The organism is Leptospira bouyouniensis, from assembly GCF_004769525.1.
Lineage (GTDB): Bacteria > Spirochaetota > Leptospiria > Leptospirales > Leptospiraceae > Leptospira_A > Leptospira_A bouyouniensis.
On record NZ_RQFT01000010.1, the window covers coordinates 238961 to 260996 of the forward strand.

Annotated in this window: 21 protein-coding genes, 3 tRNA genes and 1 riboswitch; of the genes, 13 read left to right on the top strand and 11 right to left on the bottom strand. The window is 37.8% G+C overall.

Features of this window, described 5'->3' with window-relative positions:
* Positions 1-20 precede the first annotated feature (20 nt).
* From EHQ43_RS11345 to EHQ43_RS11355, 3 genes are read left to right on the top strand one after another with little or no spacing between them, the layout of a single operon-like run.
* Complete coding sequence (locus tag EHQ43_RS11345; protein ID WP_244242781.1) at positions 21-1082, top strand: hypothetical protein; 1062 nt, start codon at positions 21-23, stop codon at positions 1080-1082.
* A gap of 4 nt (positions 1083-1086) precedes the next feature.
* Entirely contained in the window at positions 1087-2655 is a 1569-nt protein-coding gene (locus tag EHQ43_RS11350; protein WP_135771252.1) for a glycosyltransferase family protein, read from the top strand.
* Entirely contained in the window at positions 2652-3407 is a 756-nt protein-coding gene (locus EHQ43_RS11355; protein WP_135752951.1) for a purine nucleoside phosphorylase YfiH/LACC1 family protein, read from the top strand. Before EHQ43_RS11350 ends, EHQ43_RS11355 begins: the two co-directional genes overlap by 4 nt.
* Here the strand turns inward: EHQ43_RS11355 and EHQ43_RS11360 are convergent.
* Genes EHQ43_RS11360 through EHQ43_RS11375 form a run of 4 tightly spaced genes read right to left on the bottom strand, consistent with a single transcriptional unit; the run spans position 3388 to position 7858 of the window.
* Positions 3388-3798, bottom strand: coding sequence for a response regulator (locus EHQ43_RS11360; protein ID WP_135743028.1), 411 nt, complete (start codon positions 3796-3798; stop codon positions 3388-3390). The genes EHQ43_RS11355 and EHQ43_RS11360 overlap by 20 nt on opposite strands.
* Positions 3799-3813: 15 nt before the next feature.
* The gene (leuB, locus tag EHQ43_RS11365) at positions 3814-4893 is read right to left on the bottom strand and encodes a 3-isopropylmalate dehydrogenase (protein WP_135752950.1); all 1080 of its coding nucleotides are present in this window, start codon (positions 4891-4893) and stop codon (positions 3814-3816) included.
* The gene (locus tag EHQ43_RS11370; RefSeq protein ID WP_135752949.1) at positions 4890-6107 is read right to left on the bottom strand and encodes an aspartate aminotransferase family protein; all 1218 of its coding nucleotides are present in this window, start codon (positions 6105-6107) and stop codon (positions 4890-4892) included. The genes leuB and EHQ43_RS11370 overlap by 4 nt, the downstream gene beginning before the upstream one ends.
* Positions 6104-7858 carry a phospho-sugar mutase gene (locus EHQ43_RS11375; protein ID WP_135771253.1) on the bottom strand — a complete coding sequence of 585 codons (1755 nt, stop codon included), beginning with the start codon at positions 7856-7858 and terminating at the stop codon, positions 6104-6106. The genes EHQ43_RS11370 and EHQ43_RS11375 overlap by 4 nt, the downstream gene beginning before the upstream one ends.
* Before the next feature lie 46 nt (positions 7859-7904).
* Between EHQ43_RS11375 and EHQ43_RS11380 the strand changes: the two genes are divergently transcribed.
* Positions 7905-8993, top strand: a complete 1089-nt coding sequence (locus tag EHQ43_RS11380; protein ID WP_135752947.1) for a pyridoxal phosphate-dependent aminotransferase — start codon at positions 7905-7907, stop codon at positions 8991-8993.
* The gene (locus tag EHQ43_RS11385; RefSeq protein WP_135771254.1) at positions 8975-9733 is read left to right on the top strand and encodes a ribonuclease H-like domain-containing protein; all 759 of its coding nucleotides are present in this window, start codon (positions 8975-8977) and stop codon (positions 9731-9733) included. Before EHQ43_RS11380 ends, EHQ43_RS11385 begins: the two co-directional genes overlap by 19 nt.
* On the opposite strand, the gene EHQ43_RS11390 is transcribed toward EHQ43_RS11385, so the two are convergent.
* The 4 genes from EHQ43_RS11390 to hemW form a co-directional block, all read right to left on the bottom strand.
* Entirely contained in the window at positions 9730-10161 is a 432-nt protein-coding gene (locus EHQ43_RS11390; RefSeq protein ID WP_012389272.1) for a CBS domain-containing protein, read from the bottom strand. The two genes, EHQ43_RS11385 and EHQ43_RS11390, sit on opposite strands and share 4 nt — an antisense overlap.
* A 76-nt stretch (positions 10162-10237) precedes the next feature.
* Positions 10238-10310, bottom strand: a tRNA-Ala gene (locus EHQ43_RS11395).
* 10 nt (positions 10311-10320) lie between these two features.
* A tRNA-Ile gene (locus EHQ43_RS11400) sits at positions 10321-10394 on the bottom strand.
* 79 nt (positions 10395-10473) lie between these two features.
* Positions 10474-11646 (bottom strand): radical SAM family heme chaperone HemW, encoded by a 1173-nt coding sequence (gene hemW, locus EHQ43_RS11405; RefSeq protein WP_135771255.1) that lies wholly within the window; start codon positions 11644-11646, stop codon positions 10474-10476.
* A gap of 3 nt (positions 11647-11649) precedes the next feature.
* On the opposite strand from hemW, the gene EHQ43_RS11410 reads away from it, so the two are divergent.
* The 5 genes from EHQ43_RS11410 to EHQ43_RS11430 all read left to right on the top strand — a co-directional run bounded on the left by EHQ43_RS11410 (position 11650) and on the right by EHQ43_RS11430 (position 14728).
* On the top strand, positions 11650-12132 hold the full coding sequence (locus EHQ43_RS11410; protein WP_208731033.1) for a hypothetical protein: 483 nt from the start codon (positions 11650-11652) through the stop codon (positions 12130-12132).
* Positions 12133-12193: 61 nt separating this feature from the next.
* Positions 12194-12267: transfer RNA gene (locus EHQ43_RS11415), tRNA-Ile, on the top strand.
* Between the two features lie 26 nt (positions 12268-12293).
* Complete coding sequence (locus tag EHQ43_RS11420) at positions 12294-12869, top strand: bifunctional nuclease family protein (protein WP_100727504.1); 576 nt, start codon at positions 12294-12296, stop codon at positions 12867-12869.
* A 129-nt stretch (positions 12870-12998) separates the two neighbouring features.
* Positions 12999-13367, top strand: a complete 369-nt coding sequence (locus EHQ43_RS11425; RefSeq protein WP_135743035.1) for a phasin-related domain-containing protein — start codon at positions 12999-13001, stop codon at positions 13365-13367.
* 80 nt (positions 13368-13447) lie between these two features.
* Entirely contained in the window at positions 13448-14728 is a 1281-nt protein-coding gene (locus tag EHQ43_RS11430) for an MFS transporter (RefSeq protein WP_135771256.1), read from the top strand.
* Here EHQ43_RS11430 and EHQ43_RS11435 read toward each other — a convergent pair.
* Both EHQ43_RS11435 and EHQ43_RS11440 read right to left on the bottom strand, forming a co-directional pair.
* Positions 14725-15348 carry an ACT domain-containing protein gene (locus EHQ43_RS11435; protein ID WP_135743037.1) on the bottom strand — a complete coding sequence of 208 codons (624 nt, stop codon included), beginning with the start codon at positions 15346-15348 and terminating at the stop codon, positions 14725-14727. The genes EHQ43_RS11430 and EHQ43_RS11435 overlap by 4 nt on opposite strands.
* A 121-nt stretch (positions 15349-15469) precedes the next feature.
* On the bottom strand, positions 15470-16627 hold the full coding sequence (locus tag EHQ43_RS11440; protein WP_135752944.1) for an Lsa36 family surface (lipo)protein: 1158 nt from the start codon (positions 16625-16627) through the stop codon (positions 15470-15472).
* Between the two features lie 109 nt (positions 16628-16736).
* On the opposite strand from EHQ43_RS11440, the gene EHQ43_RS11445 reads away from it, so the two are divergent.
* The 3 genes from EHQ43_RS11445 (at position 16737) to thiC (ending at position 20687) form a co-directional block, all read left to right on the top strand.
* On the top strand, positions 16737-17108 hold the full coding sequence (locus tag EHQ43_RS11445) for a PilZ domain-containing protein (protein WP_135743039.1): 372 nt from the start codon (positions 16737-16739) through the stop codon (positions 17106-17108).
* Between the two features lie 229 nt (positions 17109-17337).
* Positions 17338-18867, top strand: coding sequence for a hypothetical protein (locus EHQ43_RS11450; RefSeq protein WP_135771286.1), 1530 nt, complete (start codon positions 17338-17340; stop codon positions 18865-18867).
* Between the two features lie 51 nt (positions 18868-18918).
* A riboswitch (TPP riboswitch) is annotated at positions 18919-19031 on the top strand.
* A gap of 120 nt (positions 19032-19151) precedes the next feature.
* On the top strand, positions 19152-20687 hold the full coding sequence (gene thiC / locus EHQ43_RS11455; protein WP_135771257.1) for a phosphomethylpyrimidine synthase ThiC: 1536 nt from the start codon (positions 19152-19154) through the stop codon (positions 20685-20687).
* 176 nt (positions 20688-20863) lie between these two features.
* Here thiC and EHQ43_RS11460 read toward each other — a convergent pair whose 3' ends face one another.
* On the bottom strand, positions 20864-21994 hold the full coding sequence (locus EHQ43_RS11460) for an acyl-CoA dehydrogenase family protein (protein ID WP_135752942.1): 1131 nt from the start codon (positions 21992-21994) through the stop codon (positions 20864-20866).
* Positions 21995-22036: the final 42 nt, after the last annotated feature.

The following is a 22036-nucleotide window of genomic DNA, read 5'->3' on the forward strand; positions in this document are numbered from 1 at the left end:
TGTCTGAAAAAAAAGGTCCAATCAAAGAGATCCGAGATAAGATCTTCAAAATTTGGAATCAATATCCAAATTGGGGAAAAATTCCCCAATTTTTGGAACTTCTGGAGAAGGGACTCGACAAAGAGCTGTTTGTCGATCCAAATAAAAATGAGAAACCCATTCCACTGGAAGATTTACCAGTGGATGAAGTCCTCAGAAAATCTGGTTTTTTTCGGAACCTATATGAAAGGTTCTTTCCTGTATCTCATGTCTTCCGTATGACATTTCGTTACCAGCGCGAATTCTTAGACAATTTTATGCCCTTATCATCTGAGGATTATATAGGTCGAGGTTCATACAAATTTGTGTATAAACTTCCTTGGAACCAAGTTGTTAAAATTGGAAAATCAAAATTACCTTCCGATGTCATTTTTGGTTCCTTATACAAAGAGGTCGGCCGAGATTTATCTCGTTTTTTAAAACCAGAAGAAATAGAACTTCGTGATTTTTTGAAGAAGCAAACATTTCGTGATTCTAAAAAAGATGAAATTGATTTTAAATTCAAACGATTGGGTTTGGAACGTTTGCATTATTGGAAATTGAAATCGTTGATACCTGATTTGGTTGTGCCGACTCGATTTTTTATGGGTTTACGTGTTCGGAAAAATCCATTTGGAATTCCCAATATCACTCTTACTCCTTGTGACCAACAACCTCTCCTTGCCGGTAAACATTTAAAAGAATTCACAATTCGAAATGAAAAATTGGATCAAAATCCTATTTTAGATAAATTATTTCCTAAATGGAAATTAAATTTTGATTCGCATCGATTCGGAGTGATTTCAAAATCAAAACTTAAGAAAATTGCAGTGGATTTTAATCGTGTGATAGAAGTCACAAAATACTTAGCGGAAGAAGAAAAACTCATCTTTGATATCCATGCTGAAAACATCATCATCACTTTACCAGACTTTGAATTAAAAATTTTTGATTTTCATGTTTTTGATGACTACCTCTATGAACCTTCCTTAGAAAATCCAACACCAGAAATGGATCATATCAAAATCATAGAAGAGTTTATTAAATCATTCGAATTGGATTAAGATCATGAATTCTTTAAAGCGGAATATTTTATCGTACTATGTAATTGCGATCTTTATCATTGGATACGCTATTTACCAAGCGTTTCATTGGAAATGGATTTGTGATGATGCATACATAAGTTTTTTATATGCAAGGAATTTATGGGAAGGGAACGGACTTGTATTTAATGTAGGGGAAAGGGTAGAAGGTTATACAAATTTTTTATGGACCATCTTTTTATCCATCGGGTATGGATTCGGGATTCAACCTCAAATTTTGTCTGTTTATTCAGGGATATTTTTCTTTCTGGCTATGCTTTTATTATTTTTTAAAGAAGAAAACGATAAAAGTTTTGGATTGTTTTATCCTTTGCTTGTGATTCACTTATCACTCTTTTATCATTTTTATATTTTTGCAAGTTCTGGATTGGAAACTTCCGTTTTTACATTTTTTATTAGTTTGGGGCTTTTGCTTTGGGAAAAACGAAGCAACCACGTTTTTTTGGCGTTTTTATTGGCTTCACTCATTCGCCCTGAGGGTGCACTTTTTTTAAGTTTTGTTTGCTTTGATTGGTTCTCAAGAAGGCAATATTTTAAACCAATTCTTTATGGTTTTTTATTTTTATGTTTTATAGGGTTTCGTTATCATTATTACAGTGAATTTTTTCCGAATACGTTTTATGCAAAAGGAAATAAAGGTAGTTATCTATCACAAGGTTTGTATTATTTTTTATATTTAATCAAATCTTATCCATTGTATCCTTTTGTGATTTTCCTTTCGGGAATACAATTATATCATTTGCTCTACCTTCAAAAAGATTCAAGGTTTATGGTATCTGCTCTTTTCCTTTATATTATTTATGTGTTTTATGTAGGCGGAGATTTTATGGGCAATCGATTTTGGATTCCTGTATTGCCATTTTTCTCCTATCTTGCATTCCAAAGGTTACAATATTGGACAAACCAATCTCAGATTGAATCGAACAAAAAAAAATATTTTTATCGAATGTATGCTAAAAATTCGATTCTCTTTTCATTTGTTTTTATTTTATCTTCCGCAATATATTCAGACCCATTGAAAATAAAAGAAAATCGAATAGCTGATTGGCATGGAATCGTAGAAGAACGAATGTTTTATGATAAACATTTGTTGGATTCGAGTGGGTATGATGAAGGTGCTTTAAAAGCTTTACGAGTTGCATTTTTTGGTGCTCAAGCACATTTTATTTATTATTTAAAACCAAACTACGCTTTTGAAGCGGAATCGGGTCTGACTGATAAGATTTATTCAAAAAAACAGATTCTGGAAAGGGGTAGGATAGGACATGAAACACAACTTGCCTACGAAGATTTAAACATTCGGGAAATTGATTTATTACTCGATAATCGATTACCTGAGTTGGATTTACCATTTATCATTTATACTTGGAGAAAGGTTCCTCTTCGTTTTTATCTTTGGAATTATCATCCAATTAAAATTAAAACTCTTTGTAAGAGGAAGGATTGGAGTTGTGAAACTCTTTATTCAAAGTTTCAAACAGAAAAATGGGAAGTGGATTCACCTAGGTTTTTTGGGAGTAATGGTTCCAAATGAGAAAGGAAATTAATCTCTCCTATGGAAATGTGATTTATGGAACCATTGGAAAAGAAGCGTTGAGTAAAGGTTTTCAAAATGGAATAGTTGAACATAAAACAATTCAAATGTTTCCAAAAAATCCCAAGGAATGGGTTTCCTATACAAATGATATGATTCGAACTCAGCTTAGAAAAAAATGGATCCTTGTATATAGTTTAAACCAAGTGCATGGTGATACCATCCAGCAAATTGATCCTTCTCTTTCTTCTATGAATTTCAATGCATTACAGGAGGGTGATGCTCTCTTTAGTTACCAAAAAGACCAAGTTTTGGTAGTGAGAACCGCCGATTGTGTTCCTGTATTTGTGCATTCCATTAAACGTCCATTCGTCGCCGTTATTCATTCCGGATGGAAAGGAACAAAACTTGGGATCACAGAGAATTTGTTGGATCAATTGTTAAGAGTTGGATTTGGTTTGGATGAGTTACGATTGGAGCTTGGTCCCTATATACAACAAAATAATTATGAAGTGGGTGAAGACGTAGCCACCTTTTTTAAAGATTTGGGAGAGAGTGTGTGCAAACCCAAAGGACAAGGTAAATACCTTTTGGATGTCGGTCTTGCCATTGAAAAGAGAGTGAAACGGAAGTTCGGTGATGCAATCAACATCACCAATGATCAAACAGAAGTTTACCAAACCCCTCAATTCTTTAGCCACAGGGCAAAAGAAGAGGGTAGGAATTTAAACTTTATACTTTGGGAATCTTGATGAGGGTTTCTTTGATTTTTTCTAAGATTTTTTCTCGTTTGATTGGTTTTACAATGTAATCCATTGCACCATTTTCAAGTAGAGCTTTGATGACAGACGGTGTGTTTTCTTCCGAGATAAAAAGGACCCGTGGTAAAACACCCATTTCTTTCATGTCCCAAAATGCTGCATATCCATCAACTTCTGGTAAAAAAATTTCGATGGTAACAAGGTCTATCTGTTGGCGATTTTCCTTGTACATCTTTAAGAGTTCTTTCCCGGTTTCGGCAATTCCAATGATTTTGAAACCTTCTGATTCCAAAATCTGTTGGAGTTGTTTGGACTGGAATTTGGAATTCTCGGCGATGAGAATCTGATATGGTCTGCCTGTCGGTCCTATGCCTGCTTGCATGATGTTCTACGTACCTTATCCAAGTGCCTTTTCGATTTCAACACCAATTTCTTTGGTTCCAAGAACGGTTGTGCCTTCTTCGGCAATGTCCCTAGTACGAAACCCTTTCTTTAAAACAGTCCGAATCGCATTTTCGATCGAAACTGCTTCCGTTTCCATTCCGAAAGAATATCGTAACATCAGTGCCCCTGAAAGGATTTGTGCAATTGGGTTGGCAATTCCTTTGCCCGCGATATCTGGAGCCGAACCACCAGATGGTTCATATAATCCAAAACCAGACTCTGAAAGTGAGGCTGATGGTAACATTCCAATGGATCCAGTGATGATCGAAGCCTCATCTGAAAGAATGTCTCCAAACATATTTTCACATAACATGACATCAAATTGTTTCGGTTTTACGATGAGTTGCATTGCTGCATTGTCCACATACAAATGTTCCAATATACAATCAGAGTATTCTTTTTTATGAAGTTCCACAACCACTTCTCTCCATAATACAGAAGTAGTGAGAACGTTTGCTTTATCAATACTGGTTACTTTTTTATTTCGTTTTCTTGCGGCTTCAAATGCTGTACGTGCAATTCTTTCGATTTCTCTTCTAGAATATCGCATAGTGTCAAAGGCAAATTCTTCTGCTCCACTACCTTCTCTTCCTTTTGGTTTTCCAAAATAAATACCTGATGTTAGTTCTCTTAAGATTAAGATATCAAGACCATCGCCAATGATGTCTCCACGGATGGGACTTGCCTTTTTTAACTCTGGGTAAATGATTGCTGGGCGAAGGTTTGCAAATAAATCAAAATGTTTGCGGAGAGGTAGGAGTGCTCCACGTTCTGGTTGTCTATCAGGAGGAAGGCTTTCCCATTTTGGTCCACCTACAGAGCCAAAAAAGATTGCATTTGCTTTCTCACAAAGTTTTAAAGTTTCTTCTGGAAGTGGGAAACCTGTTGCATCTATGGCAGCTCCACCAACTAATGCGTGTTCAAAGCTGAAATCACTCGCTTTGTTTCCTAATGCTTTCCCTACAACTTGTAGGGCGACTTCCATAACTTCTGGACCGATTCCATCACCGGCAAGAACTGCTACTTTTTTCATTTCATTTCCTTTAATACTGATTCTAAAATATCCAACCCTTCTGATGTTTTTTCTATGCTCAGGATAAGTGGAGGTATGATGCGAATGACTTTTCCTGCGGTGCTATTCACCACTAGACCTCGTTTCAGACATTCTTCAACAACGGGTCTTGATTCTGTATACAATTCCACACCTATATGAAGACCTCGTCCTCGCACTTCTTTGATTTTACCAGTGGATTCCATCATTTGTTTTAGGCGTAAGAACATTTGTTCAGAGATTGTTGATACATGGTCGAGTATGTTTCGAGAGAGCAAAATTTTAAAAGTTTCGTATGCTGCCACACATGCTAAATGGTTCCCACCGAATGTAGAACCATGCATTCCTCTTTCTAATACTGATTCATATTCTTTGGATACAACAAGGGCACCAATCGGAAATCCAGAACCCAATGCTTTTGCAAGTGTAAATGCATCTGGATACATTCCGTAATGTTCAAAACAAAACATTTTTCCAGTTCTTCCCATTCCTGTTTGGATTTCATCAAAGATTAGGAGAGAATTTGTTTCTTCTGTAAGTTTACGAGCTAAATTAACAAATGATTGTGTAAGTGGGATCACTCCACCTTCGCCAATGATGAGCTCCATAATGATACCAGCAACGGAACCACCGTATTGCTCAAAGGCTTGGATAAGAGAATCTTCATTATTGGCTTCCACAAAATGAATATCAGCTGCTAATTCTCCAAACCCATTTCGTACCGATTCATTTCCTGTCATGGACATTGCAGATAATGTTCTTCCATGAAAACTAGATTGAAGCGCTAAAATAACAGGATTGTCAATGTTTTGGTTTACGCCATGGCGGCGCATGAGTTTGAATGCTGCTTCATTTGCTTCCGTTCCTGAGTTACATAAAAAAACTTTACCAGGAATACTATTTTCAATGATTACTTCGGCAAGTTTGGCTTGTTCTTCTGAATAATAGAGATTACTCGAATGTAATATTTTATCCATTTGATTTCGCATTGCTTCGATTAAATCCGCTTCACCGTGGCCAAGGTTTGACACTGCAATCCCTGCCAAAAAATCAATATAACCTTTGTTATCTTGGTCAAAGATCATTTCACCCACGCCATATTCGAAAGCAATTGGATATCTATTATAGGTATTGAGGAGGTATTTATCAGAAAGATTTTTTATACTTTCGAATTTTGTTTTTGTTTCGGAACTCATATTAGGCCTGCTAGTTGTAAAAATTCTTTTTCTGCCAAAACAATTTCTTTGCCAAGAGATTCCCATAAACTAGGTATCTCAGAAATTTGTTTTGGTTTTTTTAGGGAAGCAAATGAGGAATACACTTTTACCTTTGGTTCTGTTCCAGAAGGTCTGATGGTTAATTTTGCATTCCCTTCTAATTCTACCTGGATGACATTTGATTTAGGCATTCCTTTAAATACCGATGTTTTTCCTTTTCCATCTGCTTTCTGTGTTTCATAGTCGAGGACACTGACTACCTTCCGCCCACCAATCATTTTTCCGATTAGGTTTTCATTACGTAAGGACTCAATGGCTTGTTTGATTTTTTCTTGGCCAGTGCTACCTTCCAAGGTTAAGGAATATAAACTTTCGCGATACAATCCATATTTTAAATAAATTTCATTGAGATATGCGAGTAAGTCGGTTTTTTCTGCCAATATTTCAATGAAAAGTAAAGCACTAGATAAAGAATCTTTGTCGCGCACAAAAGGAACAGGTAAGTATCCATACGATTCTTCACCACCAAACAAAAACAAGTTGTTCTTTTTGGATTCGATTTGTTTCATCTCTTCTGCGATATACTTAAAACCAGTGAGTACATTTTTGATTTTGATTCCATTTTTTTTGGCAATGGCTTCTTGTAAGTCAGTTGTCACGATAGTTTTGACCAAATGATACACTTTGTTTTTTGGTTTTTTCCTTTCGGATAAGTAGGCAGCCATAATAGAACCAATTTGGTTACCATTTAAATATTCGTATTCTCCATCTGGTTTTCGAACACCCACACCAAGTCTATCTGCATCGGGGTCAGTTGCGATGAAAACTTCTGCTTTTTTCTTTTTTGCATGAAACTCACATAAGGCGAGAGCATCTTTTTCTTCAGGATTTGGGTATTTGACAGTTGGGAATTCACCATCTGGTTTTTTTTGTTCGGGAACTAAAAAAACAGATTTATAACCAAAAAATTCGAACATCTGTTTCATATACTCTCCACCTGTCCCATGTAACGGAGAATAGACGATTTTTAGATTGTTGCGTGTTTTGGGTTTTGCTTGTGACTGAATTCCCGATTTTTTTAATTCTTTTAGATAACTTTTAAAACAATCTGGACCAACAGTTTTGACAAATTTTTTATACACTTTGTCTGTTTTTGGAATCATTGGGATTGAGTTCCAATCTTCTATTCCACTGATTCGTTTGATGATCAGTGCATCGTCTGGTGGGACAAGTTGTCCACCGTCAGCAAGGTAGGCTTTGAATCCATTGTATTCTGGTGGGTTGTGGGAAGCGGTGATGACAATTCCACCACTTGCTTTGAAGTATCGAATGGCATAAGAAAGAAGAGGAGTCGGTGTGACTTTTGGAAATAAATATACTGTGACACCGAGTGTTGCACCAATGCTTGCAGAAAGTTCGGCAAATTCTTTGGATAACCTTCGTGAGTCATAAGCGATGACAATGGAAGGATTTTCCTTTGTGTCTTTTAAATAACCGAGAAAACCTAGAGCGGCCCGACCTACTGTGTAGAGGTTCATTTTGCCAATTCCATTCCCAATTTTCCCGCGGATTCCCCCCGTCCCAAAACTAAGGGCGTGTGCGTATGAATCAACGAGTTCAGAGGTGATTCCTTTTTGCCAATCCCCGTATGCCTTTTTGGCCTCGGATTGGATTTCTGCAGAAAAAGGTGATTTCGTCCAAGATAGGATATTGTCTTCTGGTTTCAACATAGCTTACATACTAATCTTTTGAAGCTAAGTTGTCTGGAAATCAATTTTGGAACCGAGAGAATTTTTCATTGAAGACCGCTTGGAGCGTTTCCGTTTAGAGGCATTCTGTAATTTAGGAGAGAGTGGTTTATCCCATTTTACGATGGAAGAGATGCTTCTTCTTTGTGATCTCCATTGGAAAGATCTTTCCCAAATCCCGATGAATGACGCACCAAACCAAGGTTCTTTTGCCTTACGATCGGCCATTGCCGAATTGTATCCTGGAGTCACAGAAGAAGAAGTGCTCGTCACAACTGGAACAGGAGAAGCATTGTATTTGGCATTCCAGCTCCTAGTTAGACCAAATTCAAAATTAGCCCTTGTTTGGCCCGCTTTCCAGGCATTGTACGAAATCCCCCAAATGCTTGGTGCCAAGATCATCAAAGTTCCATCGGAGAATGCTTTCCTTGCTTCTACTTGGCAACTGGTAGATGCTGATCTTTACGTAATCAACCACCCTCATAATCCAACAGGGCAAACTTTTCCTTCGCTTCAGTGGGAACAACTTTTGGAACAATTTCGCCAAAAGAAAAAAACAGTCTTATTTGATGAACACTACCGTTTTTTGCCGAAGGGTGGAGGAATGGGAAAAACGGGAGTGGACCCAGGAAACCAGTTTTATGGAACGGGTTCCTTTACAAAATGTTTTGGTGTAACAGGCCTTAGGGTAGGATGGCTCATTGCTGAAAAAAAATTCATCAAACGAGCTCGGTCATTCAAGGATTATCTCACACATACTGTGAATCCAATTTCAGAAAGAATTGCTCTGGGACTTTTGCAAAAAAAAGATCGGTTTTTGCCAGTGATCCAAAAAAGAGTACAAAACAATATCGATCATTTCACTTCTGTTTGGAGGGACTTACCAAACATATTATCCTTTACTCCTCCCGAAGGAGGTCTTGTGGGATGGGTAAAATTACAAACGGGGATCTTATCTGAAACCTATGCGGACAAACTGTATCTAAGGACCGGTGTATTTGTTTTGCCTGGTTCTAATTTTGAAATGGAGGGTTTTCTTCGGATTGGATTTGGTGAAAAAGAAGATGTATTTCGTGAAGGATTAAGCAGGTGGAAGGAATGTACGGATCTCATTTAAGACAGAGCCTTCAATTATTTCCGGGAATCGGGGATAAGAAAGAAAAACAATTATTAGGTGTAGGTGTGTATGATTGGACTTCCCTAATTCACTACCAAAAATCCCAGAACGATCCTAAATTACCTTCAGTTTCGATTTTAGAAGAACGGTATGAAATCTTAGAAAAAGAATTCCAAGAAACAAACTTTTCTTTTTTTACAAGGGAATTGCCGAGTTTAGAATATTGGAGGCTTTGGCAACATTATCCAGAGAGATTTTGTTTTTTAGACATTGAAACCACAGGGATTTCTGAGTCTTCTGTCACGACAGTTGTTAGTTTGTATCAGAATGAAACAATTCGTACGTTTGAACGAGGTAAAGACCTTGAGTTTTTATTTGATTCCATCCAAAAAGAAGACATCATCGTCACGTACAATGGACGTCGATTTGACATTCCATTTTTAGAAAGAGAATTCCATTACAGAGTGACAAATCCACATCTTGATCTTATGAACCTTTTACATTCTATTGGCATCAAAGGTGGATTGAAAAAATCAGAAATCCAACTCGGTCTCGTTCGCCCAGAAGCAATTGCTGGCATGGATGGAAGGGAAGCTCCACTACTTTGGTTTGAATACCAAAGGACCAATAACAAAGAAGCACTCGATAAATTAATTGCATATAACAGAGAAGATACGATAAATTTAAAAATCGTACTTGAAAAAACAATTAGCCTGTTAACAGAGAATCGGTTGTTTTAGTGTGGTCCGTACATATACTCTCTGAGTATATTCATCTCTGCTTGAGTTTTGTTCAGTTTGGTTTTGACAGCATCTCCAATCGAGATAAGCCCAATGATTTTATCACCATCGAGTACTGGCATGTGACGAAAACGTTTTGTGATCATATTGTTCAAAATATCATCCACATCTTCTTCAGGGCCAGCGACTGTGAGTTGAGTGGTCATCACATCCTTTAATTTGATTTGGTCTAGTTTGTTGTGGTCTTTTGCTACCACGCGCATAAGGTCTCTCTCCGTAAAGATTCCCACTAATTTTCCTTGGAAGGTCACGATGAGTGATCCTACTTTAGCACCAACCATCATTTGTGTTGCTTCCAATACATTTCGATCTTCTTCGATGGAAAGAACGGAGGAGGCTTTGTCTTTGAGAATTTCTTTTACGGACATGACTTTCTTTGTGTAACGCAAAAAACCATAGATAGCAAGAAGTTTTTAGAAGGGAAGGTGAGAGAAAACGGGTTTTTGGAGCGTATCGGGATCGAACCGATGACCTTCTGAATGCAAATCAGATGCTCTCCCAGCTGAGCTAACGCCCCGTTTCTTTTATGGGCCTGACAAGACTTGAACTTGTGACCCCTCGCTTATCAAGCGAGTGCTCTAACCAACTGAGCTACAGGCCCGGGATACGAACAGTATTTTTCGAGAGGGGTCTATGGGCAATCTTTTTTTACGATTATTTTGCAAAGGATTTAGGAAAATTCAATCTGCAATTTCAAAGATCAAATCATCTAACAAAAGTAATGCTTCCTTTTTCCATTGGAAAACTCCATCATCAAGTTCACAGAGCCCTCGTTTTTCCCATGACTGTATGGTTTGGATGTATTTGGATTGAGATTTTTTTTCTAGATGGGTTTCAATAAATTCTAAATACCGAAAAGGAGAAAAAAGACGAAACAGAGTGAGGCTAAGTTCTGAACTTGGGGTAATAGGTTCATATTTATCTGTCGGTATTTTTTTTTGGTAAAGATCAGCATTCCTTGGATTTCCATACCGAAATCCTTCGATCATTCCATGGGCACCAGGTCCTATCCCAAGGTAGGGTTCATAAGTCCAATATTTTAGATTGTGTTTTGATTCAAAACCTGGTTTTGCATAATTGGAAACTTCATACCAACGGTAACCAAACTTTTTCATTAACTCTGGTAAGGTGATGAGTATATCGGATTGTGTATACTCTTCTGGCTCGGTTTTTTTCTTTTCACTTACATCTCGTGAATACTGAGTCCCTTTTTCCAAAGTGAGTGAATACAAACTTAAATGGGGAAGGTTTGCACCAAGGAATATATCTAAGTCCTGATAAAAATCGAATGCATTTAATCCAGGTATTCCATACATCAAATCGATTCCAACTCGTTTAATGGGTGAATGTGTGAGAGTGGATACAAGTGAATCATATTTGTTTTTGTCGTAATGCCGTCCTAGGAATTCTAAACCCTTGGGATTTAATGTTTGGACTCCTACATTCACTCGGTTGATGCCAATGCTTGCATATTCTTCTAATAATTTGGGGCTTAGGTCTTCTGGATTGATTTCTATGGAAATTTCTGTATCCGAAGCAAATGAAAATTCGCTACGAAGGAATTGTATTAAATTTTGCCAATTTGTTGAAGAAGCTTTGGACGGAGTGCCTCCACCTAAAAAAACAGTGTCGACAGTCCTTTCTCTCAATTTCGGGAAATGAGAGATTCTTTCTAAAACTTCTTTTTGGTAAGCATTAAAGAGCGTAGATTCATCGTTAGCTGGCCCACTCCCAATACCCACGGAAAAAAAATCACAATAATCACATTTTTTCAAACAATAAGGAAAATGGACATACACTCCCAAAGTGGAATTTCTGACTTGCCAGATGGTTTCTTTAGTGAACTCTTTCATGTGATGAAGATTTTGATTTGTTTCCTTTTGGTAATGGGAAGTCTATCTAATACGATCCTTTCCCAGACACTTGTGGAACCAAACCAAAACTTTGAGTGGGAAACAATTTCTTTTTTATTCCCGGAACCCGTCGTCGTCAAATTTGAATCCACCGTCCAAAAAAAACTCACTGTTTATCCTGCCAAACGGGATGGTTTTTTTATGGTCATCCGAATCTTACCTTGGAGTGAACCCATAACTGACAAAAATCTTTGGGGTGGATCCGTATTCCAAAAAGGAATTTCTCCCAAACAATTTCAAAAAACGATTACGAACCAAACATTTCAAATTTACCAAGCGGACCAAGTCCGAAACCAAAATGCATTACGAAACCAAGTTTGGATACGAATGGACGAGAAACCATACCTTTGGATTTGGTTGCAATGGAAAACCGACAGGAAAGATCTCACGGATTTTTTTGAATCCAACCTGTTTCTTTCGCTTTAATGACCAGTCACTTGTTTTGTGCTTGTCTCTACTTATTTCCCCGAAAGATTGGAAGTCAGTGGGGCCTATAGCTCAGTTGGTTAGAGCAGCAGACTCATAATCTGCGGGTCGAAGGTTCGAGCCCTTCTGGGCCCACAAATCAGGAAAGGGAACGATATTGTATGGAGTTTTATGAAGTAAAAATTTCTGATATCAGCCTGACCAATGTTGGTTTTGCCGTTTTCCTGCGCCCAAAAGATTCGGAAGATAAACGTGTGGTTCCCATTTTCATCGGACCACTCGAAACTCACTCGATCACCACTGTCATTGATGGTACAAAACCACCAAGGCCTATGACACATGATTTGATGTTGTATATGTTAACTTCTCTTGGGGCAACAGTTCTTAAGATCACAATCGAAGAGATTGTGGACAGCACCTTTTATGCAAAAATCCAACTCCGTCGTGATGAAGAAATTATCACCTTAGATGCAAGACCTTCTGATTCCATTGCACTTGCCCTTCGTGCCAATGCTCCGATCTTTATCGCTAAATCAGTGTTAGATGAAACTGGTATCATCATGAAAGAAGATGAGATCCAAGGGGAAAACATTTCTTCTGAGAAAAAAATCCAAGCGCTTCCCAAATCGAATCTTCAAATTTTGGAAGAAACTTTGGAAAATGCCCTCAAAACAGAAGATTATGAAACTGCGGCAAAAATCCGAGACCAAATCAAAAAACTCATCGAAAACAGTTAACTCTGTTAAAATTTTACTATGTCCCATAGAAATTGGTAGGAAGGGAATTTTTTAATTGTAATCCGCATTCCTTCTAACTACACTTAGAATCCAAAATCAAGGGTTTTGTCCCTTCAGTAGGAATGTTGTATGGAAAAATTGGTAATGGATGTTGTTAACGCTGGAATCGCTTTGTTTCGTTCAGGAGAAGAAAAATTAAAAACATCAATTGTAGACTTAGAAAAAGTTTATAATGAGTTAAAGTCAAAAGGGGAATTAGACAAATCCGCTGAAACACAAAAAATTCGTGATCTATTAAGCAAAACAATTGCAGATGCACAAGGTGCGATTGGTAAAACTAACGCTAGTTATGATGAAATTGTAGCAAAGTTACAAACAAACTACCAATCTATCTACCAACAGATTGACACTGCAATTCCACCGCAAGTAAAAGAGAAGTTGAAACAAACGTTAGATGAATTAAAGGTTCTCATCGACAAAGCAAAATCAAAATCCTAATTAGAATAAATTGATGAAAATCATTAAAAGCCACAGAGTTTTCTGTGGCTTTTTTTATTTGTTTTCAGAGACTAGCTCTGATGAGTCAGTCTCCTAAAAAAATACAATTCATTTTGTTTCTAATTGTTTTTACTGATATGATGGGATTTTCCCTTTTGTTTCCACTTTTTCCAAAAACATTGGAGTTTTTTTTAGCAAAAGGTGATGATATATTTTTTCGAACATTTTATTCTTTCGCCAATATATTATCATTTGGAGGTGATACAAAATACACCTTTGTATTGTTTGGTGGTATTTTAGGAAGTATGTATAGTTTTTTACAATTTCTGGCAGCTCCTGTCTGGGGAAGATTGTCAGATCACTCTGGTCGTCGTGCCATATTACTCTTTACCACACTCGGAAATACACTTGGGTATATGCTTTGGCTCTTATCGTCTCAATTTTGGATGTTTGTTCTCAGTCGTGTCATTACAGGGATGATGGGTGGGAATTTATCTGTTGCTTCTGCAGCAATGGCCGACCAAACGGATGAAAAATCCAGAGCAGCCGGAATGGGATTACTTGGAGCAGGGATTGGGTTAGGTTTTGTGATGGGACCACTTCTTGGCGGAATCAGCTCACAATGGACATTCCTTGATTCATTCTACAAAGATGGGGACTTTGTGATTTTCCCTGCATCTGCCTTTTTTGCAATCCTTGTATCGTTAGTTTCTATGGTGCTTGTGTATTTATTTTTACCTGCTTCAAAACCAGAAAAAGTCCCTGAAAAAGAAATCCATCCCTTCTTATCTTTAAAGAAAATAGAATCGAGGAATTTGGTTCGAATTTCTCTTCTCAATTTATTGTTTGTTCTTAGTTTTTCTGGGTTTGAATTTGTGGTGAATTTTTTCCTTTCCGATACGTTTTCATTTACTCCGAAACAAATTGGATTCACATTTTTGTATATAGGAATCATCATCATACTTGTACAAGGTGGTTTGGTCAGACGATTGTCTGGAAAAATATCAGAAAAACGAATTTCACTTTATGGTGGAATGTTTGTGGTCCTTGGGATGGCACTTTTAGTTCTGATTGGATCTGAATTCAAAGGTTTATTTGTTTCGTTATTCTTTTTGGCTTTTGGAAGTGCACTGGTAAACCCAGGACTTAGTTCCTTTGCCTCACTTGAAAGTGGGAAAGGGGACTTAGGTAGATCACTCGGACTCTTTAGAAGTTTTGGATCACTTGGGAGAGCGGTCTCTCCCGTCGTATTTTCCTTGTTATACTTTCAAAAAGGCCCAATAGTAGCGTTTTTTATCTCCTTTGTTTTACTTTGTGGGTTTACCGTATTACTTGGTTTTCAAAAAGAAAAACAAACTTAGAGAATTGACTCTAACTTTGCTCGTAACATTGGGAACATCAATTTTTCATCTAACTTCTCTCCTGTGAGAGAAGTGCGGACTAAAAAACTATCTCGAATTTTTCCATCAAAACTATTCGCCGTGAAACTGATAATATCAATTCCCAGTTGGTAAAGTGCTTCCGTGATTTGGAATAAAATTCCAGGGATGTCCTTCATCCGCAAATCCATCACAGTAAAATCAGAAGAAATGGGGTTATAAAGTTTGAGCGATGCTTCTGAATCTCCAATCTTACGAACAAGGATTTCTTCCTTCCCATTTTCGCGAAGGTACATTGCCACTGACTTTCCTTCATAAAACAGTGCATACAAATCAGAGCGAATTTGAGATAATAAATTTTCTGTCATCTCTGCATTATCCCAACTCCGAATGACAAATAAATCTTGGACATGGCCATCACTTGCTGTTTCTGCAACTGCTTCTAGGATATCCCATCTGTGGTGGAAGAGGACTGACGTCACCCGATACAAAATCCCTAAATCATCCTGAGAGAGGGAAATTTTAAGAAGAGTGGTATCTTTTCTTGGGACACAAGAGATATGTAGGATGGGTTTTTTGATTTCTTGCATGACTTGTGTCATAGGGCTCTCCTTTATTTTATGCAATTTGTTTAGAACTTAAACAATAGGTGTCGGGAAATGCCCGCACTGGTTCTAAAACTCGGTTAAGAATTAAATTGCAAAAAGGATGCCAGAAGTAGCACTAAAAGGTAAATTTTGCTCCAACCATCACGGATTGCACATTTTGTGCGACCACGGCTTCGACTGTGATCTTTGTGATCAGGGCATTGACCTCAACCCCTGCAATGAGAAAATTAGTCGTGTTAGGTGCTTGTGCTTTCCCGCTAATGTCCATCGTCAATGTCCCAGACCTAGATTGTCCGAGTGCAGACGCAGGGATCAGTGCAGCAATTTCCGGGGATAAGGAAGCAGAGATTGCACTTGAATCCAGTGCAAGAACAAGGGGACCCGACCTTGTCAGATTTAGGGAAGAATTACCAAAGTTCATGGAAGTTCCACCACCGGCAAATAAAGTAAAAAAGTAGAATAACCGAAATCCTGTTCGAAGGTCAATGGGAACACTTGTAACCGTACTTGCATAATTGAAAGTAGTTGCCCCACCCCAAGTTCCAATCGCTGGTCCTAACGTGAGGGATTGAGCTTTGTTGTCGTTGTATGTAACATCAATGGTTTGCTTTTGGTAGTGCAAACCAAGACCCATAGAGATTCCTGAAAATTCAAATAAACCAATTCCATCAGAATAATTTTCAATCAAATGGTATCTCAGTGTAAATCCACCACTTGTAATGTCTCCACCTAAATCCACATTCTTGTTCTGAGATTCGATTGCTTTTTGTACATCACCTTGAGCAAAATTAAATTTGAATCCATGTAAGTATAAATTGAAACGATGAAGAAATGTTTTGAGTTCGGGTTCCGTGTCAGATGGTCCACCACCCATTAGCCAACCTAAATTTACCCCTACAACAAAGTTAGGTGCAAGGGATGCACCTACATTGGGCAATTTTTGAAAACTTAGATTTTGGTACACAACATTAATGTCTTCTTTTTGTTGACCGGCTACGGTTACACCAAGTCCAACTTGGAATCTGTTCACAATCCCTGGCCCCATCATTGACGAATTGATATTAGAAACAACAGCGGCTTCCGACATCGTGGCGAGAACTTTGTCCGTATATTGTAATTGTAAGGCTTGGTCTAAATTATTGATTTGAGATTGGATGGATGCAGGTAAAATTGAACACGCATCACCCGTACACGTAACACCTGCTTCCGTTTGGTTAGGAGACAGAATAATGGAACTCAGAAAAACTATGACTGTGAACGTACGTATTCTCATGAAGCCCCTATCATACCAAATATCGGAGATTGGTCTACGATTTCTTAACAAATGAGCACCGCAGAATTTCCTAGTTTACAGACAAAGAAATCCGTGCCTTTTTTCTCTTATGGCTCCTATCCAAGAAAAACGGAAATATGCTCGCGTCAAACCCCTAGATAATGAACCAGTCGAGATCCATTTGATGGGTACGGCACTTTTGGATGTATTACATGCTAGTGACATTAGTTTGGGCGGTATCGGGATTGTGGCTCCAAACCATTTTGACGAATGGGATATGAATGAAACCGTTGAGATCCTTGTCGCACTGCCAGGGGATTTAGCAGATTTTTTGGCAAAAGGTGTGATCAAACAAATTGGGAAAAAATCGAAGGAATCAGGTGTATACGGTGTCCAATTTACCGCGATGGGACCCAAAGGCAAACAAGACTTGCAAGTGTATGTCAACCGAATGGTCAGGCAAGGTCGCGTTTTAAACTAAACAATTGTTCGTTATCGTTTTACTTTCGCCTTGAGATTTTTAATTTGGGATTAGTTTTCGCAGCTTTCAAACGTAGATTTATAATTCCATCTTGGGTAATCACTACCTTCAACTAATTTCGTTTTTTCAAATATTCTAAAATTACATTTGCTACTTAGAATGATTCTATCTAGACTTGTATCCAATTCCATAGGAAAATCGGATGCCTCTATGGTTTATAGGTGGAATTATGTCAATGTTCCGGCTTTCGGGAGTTTCCCGTTTAGACCAACTCAAAATTTACACTCCCATCTTTTTGGACAGTTTGTTCGATTCCCATAAAAGGGAGTTGATGTTAACAGACCAAGCAGCGAAGGTATTGTCTAGTTTACGAAAGTTATGTGTTCCAGATCTAAACCAAAGTTATTTTGCCTTTCAACTCAATTCGGAAACAATCAAAGAGAATGAACTAAAAATATATGGGAAAGGTATGGTTTCACTCATTCAAAATTTATTGGATAATGAATTGGCAATGCCTATTTATTTTTTGATTCGAAAAGAAGAAGAACAAACTGCAAATGATATTCCTAACTTTTATAATTTGATAGAACCTTTACATGTAGAGCTTGCCATTGTATCCTATTCGGGGGATAGGGTCGAAGAAAAATATGCCTTTGCTTTTAATGCCATCGCCGCAAGATCCTTTGTAAACCTTCAGAATTTTTTGGTGGATAACTTCCAAAAAGAGACAAGTGACTTCTTACAAATACCAATCGAAACGTTAAATTCCAAACCCATCTCTATCATAAGGAAGATGTTATACGATTTTGAATCTCCATTCGAAATCAAAATAGAATTTCGTGAAGAATTAATCCAATATTTAGAAGATGGATTTACCAATTCAGAAATTTACTTTTTTTTGCCAACACTCGGTTGGGTTTACTATGATACAACGGATGCGATTCAAAAAGAACAGGAATACTCTCGTTTTTTTGAAGAGAAAATAGTTCCAAAACTCATCGAATTAGATCCAGGTTTAAAAGTAAGTTATCAAGGAATGAAAGAAAAAATAATGGATTCTAAGTTTGATGAACTACGAAACAAATCCTATTTGCCTCAAATCGAATTTTTAGAAACGATCCAGTCCACTCTTACTGCTGAAGAATTTCCAATTCTCGAGTTTGTCAAAATATACCAAATATTAGCAACAAAAGCGGAAAAAATATCGGAAGAAAAAGCAGCGATTGAAGCCAAACAACATTTTGAAATTCTTTATACAATGCTAAAGATGGGTGATAATTTTATTAGTCGTTTTTTGTTAATCGACCAGAGCCTGTACACAGGAAATGATCGTGTGATTTTAGAATTGCAAAAAGCTGATGATGTAATGTATTGTGAATACTATTATAATTCTACTTTTTATTGGGTTTTCCTTTCGAAAGACATTTCCTCTGCCAATATTGTGATGGAAAAAATCATCGAACACCATTATGAAGGTGATCATACTTTATACATCTTTGAAACATTGATGGAGAATTATCCCAGTGTTAAAAAAAGTTTTTTGACGAATCGAAAATTCAAAAATTTATACAATGAAGCAAAGAACATTGTGTATTGGAAACAGGTTTCATTTTTGTATCGATTGTTTCGTTTTTTGATTGGTGATGAATTCCCTTTGGAATGGGAAAAAAATATCCTTTCAAAAGTGAAATACAATCAAATGAAGGCAAAGTATTTGCCACGAAAAAATAAAAATAAGGTCATGAGCACTAAACCATAATTCTCTTCAGTTAATTTTGTTGTCAAAAAATGAGAATCCAAAGAGATAAGAAATAACCGTTAGGGGTGCCTAAGGTTTTTGGTTTTCCAAAAATTCGGCTGAGAAATACCCTTTTTGAACCTGATCTTGGTAATACTTGCGAAGGGAAACGGAAAAAAAATATTCCATCGTAACTATCATGGGCCATGTTCCATAGAAATGGTTTTTATTGATTTTAACGTCTGTGATAAACCTTTTCCTTTCCATCCAAACCAGTGATGAGTGATTCCGGCCAAGGAAATCGCATGTCTGAGAACAATCCAAACTATTTACCAGTAAACGGAATGTTTACACCTGAAACAACCATTCCTTTGTCGAATGGAACTGAATACAAAACTTACCGCACAGAGGGCATGTATTGTATCCATGAAGAAACATATGATTATAAACAAGGAATCCCGAAACTAAGAAAATCATGGATTGAAACTAGAGAAAAAATGGGTGAAACTAATTTTTCCCAACTTTATTATGCGAAACGAAACATAGTGACAGAAGAGATGTTGTATGTTGCTAAACGAGAAGGGATGGCGCCCGAATTTGTGATGAACGAAGTAAAAATTGGTCGTGCCATAATTCCATCTAACAAACGTCACTTGGAGCTGGAACCGATGATTATCGGGAAAAAATTCCTTGTTAAAATCAATGCGAATATCGGAAATTCTGCCATTTTATCTTCCATAGAAGACGAAGTGGAAAAACTAAGATGGGCTCTCCACTGGGGGGCTGATACTGTGATGGATTTGTCCACTGGCAAAAACATCCATGAAACAAGGGAATGGATCATTCGGAACTCTCCTGTTCCGATTGGAACTGTTCCTCTCTACCAAACGTTAGAAAAGGTAAAAGGTAAAGTCGAGGATTTAAATATTGGTGTATTTTTAGAAACCTTGGAAGAACAAGCAGAACAAGGTGTGGATTATTTTACAATCCATGCGGGAGTTTTGCGTGAATATGTTCACCTAACAGAAAAACGAATCACAGGGATTGTATCAAGAGGGGGTTCGATTTTGGCAAAGTGGTGTAATCATCATAAAAAGGAAAACTTTTTATACGAACATTTTGACGCAATCTCTAAGGTGATGCAAAAATATGGAGTTTCTTATTCTCTTGGGGATGGGTTACGACCAGGTTGTATCAATGATGCCAATGATGCTGCCCAATTTGCAGAATTAAAGACATTGGGGGAACTCACAAAACGTGCTTGGGCAGATGACATACAAGTGATGGTGGAAGGACCGGGTCATGTACCGATGCACCTCATTCAAGAGAATGTTCGATTGCAAGAAGAGATTTGTATGGAAGCTCCATTTTATACTCTAGGTCCACTTGTTACAGACATTGCACCTGGTTATGACCATATCACATCTGCCATTGGTGCAGCGATGATTGCATGGTATGGAACCGCTATGCTTTGTTATGTGACACCCAAAGAACATTTAGGCCTTCCGAACAAACAAGATGTAAAAGATGGAGTGATTGCTTATAAAATTGCTGCCCATGCCGCAGACCTTGCGAAGGGACATCCTGGTGCCAAAGAACGTGATGATTTGTTAAGCAAAGCACGGTTTGAATTTCGATGGGAAGACCAGTTTGCTCTCTCTCTTGATCCTGTACTGGCAAGGTCGTACCATGATGAGTCACTACCACAAGATGGAATGAAAAAAGCACATTTTTGTTCGATGTGTGGTCCACATTTTTGTTCCATGCGACTTACATCGGATTTGCGTAAAGACGTAGCTAGTGTAGAAATAGGATTCAGTGGCAATGAATCAAATCTTTGAATTGGGAATCAAAGAGTATGATTGGATGGTATGAGGTAAGTTTTCCTTACAGTTTACTTACTGATTCTTAAAACCAAGTTGGAAAGTTTTGATAAAAAAACCAGGCGTAAGCCTGGTTTTATCTGATTCACGATCGAAAGAAAACACTATATATGTTTTCTTTCGATTTATTGTTTTTATAAACCTAAACTTCTACCAATGATTTCTTTCATGATCTCAGTGGTTCCAGCATAGATAGTTTGGATCCTTGCATCGAGGTATGCTCTTGCAATAGGATACTCCATCATATAACCGTATCCACCAAAGAACTGTAAACACTCATCTGTATGGCGTTTTTGCATTTCAGTCGCATACCATTTACACATAGAAGCTTCTGCAGTTGTATTTTCACCTTTCATGTGTTCCATAACAACTTTGTCGCAGAAAACTTGAGCCATCTCAAGTTCTGTTGCCATCTCAGCCATTTTGAACTTTGTATTTTGAAAAGATCCAATCTTTTGGCCAAAGGCTTTTCGTTCTTTGATGTATTGGAGTGTGATGGTTTGTACAAGTCGCGTCGCTTCCACGGCTGCGACTGCTAATACCAATCGTTCTTGTGCAAGTTTTTGCATGAGGTAACGAAACCCTTGTCCTTGTTTTCCAATGAGATTGGATTTGGGAACAATCACATCATTGAAATACAATTCTGATGTATCTTGTGCTTTGAGTCCGATTTTTTCTAAGTTACGGCCACGTTCAAATCCTTTCATGCCTTCTTCAATCATGACAAGAGAAATGGTTCCGTTATCGTGTTTCACTGCTGTGATGATGAGGTCAGCAAGTTGTCCATTAGAGATAAACGTTTTTTGTCCATTGACTACAAAATGATCACCCTTATCGACTGCACTCGTTCGAAGGGATTTTAAATCCGAACCAGCACCAGGTTCAGTCATCGCAACGGCAAGGATGGATTCACCCGAAGCACATTTTGGCAACCAACGTTTCTTTTGTTCATCGCTGGCATAGGTCGAAATGTACGGAGCGATCACATCGTTGTGAAGGGAAATGAAAAAACCACTGTTTCCCACTCGAGATGATTCTTCGATGATGATGATGTTGTATAGAAAATCGGCTCCAGATCCACCGTATTCGGTTGGAACATCGGGACAAAGTAATCCGTTATCTCCGGCCTTTCTCCAAACTTCCTTTGGCACAATGTGGTTTTTTTCCCATGTTTCATGGTGTGGTTTGACTTCTGTTTCAAAAAATTTCCGAGCCATCTCGCGGAATTGTTGGTGTTCTTCAGTAAAAGGGAGGATACGCTCCATAAAATTTGTGACTCCTTGATATGGAAATGTTACAGAAATGGC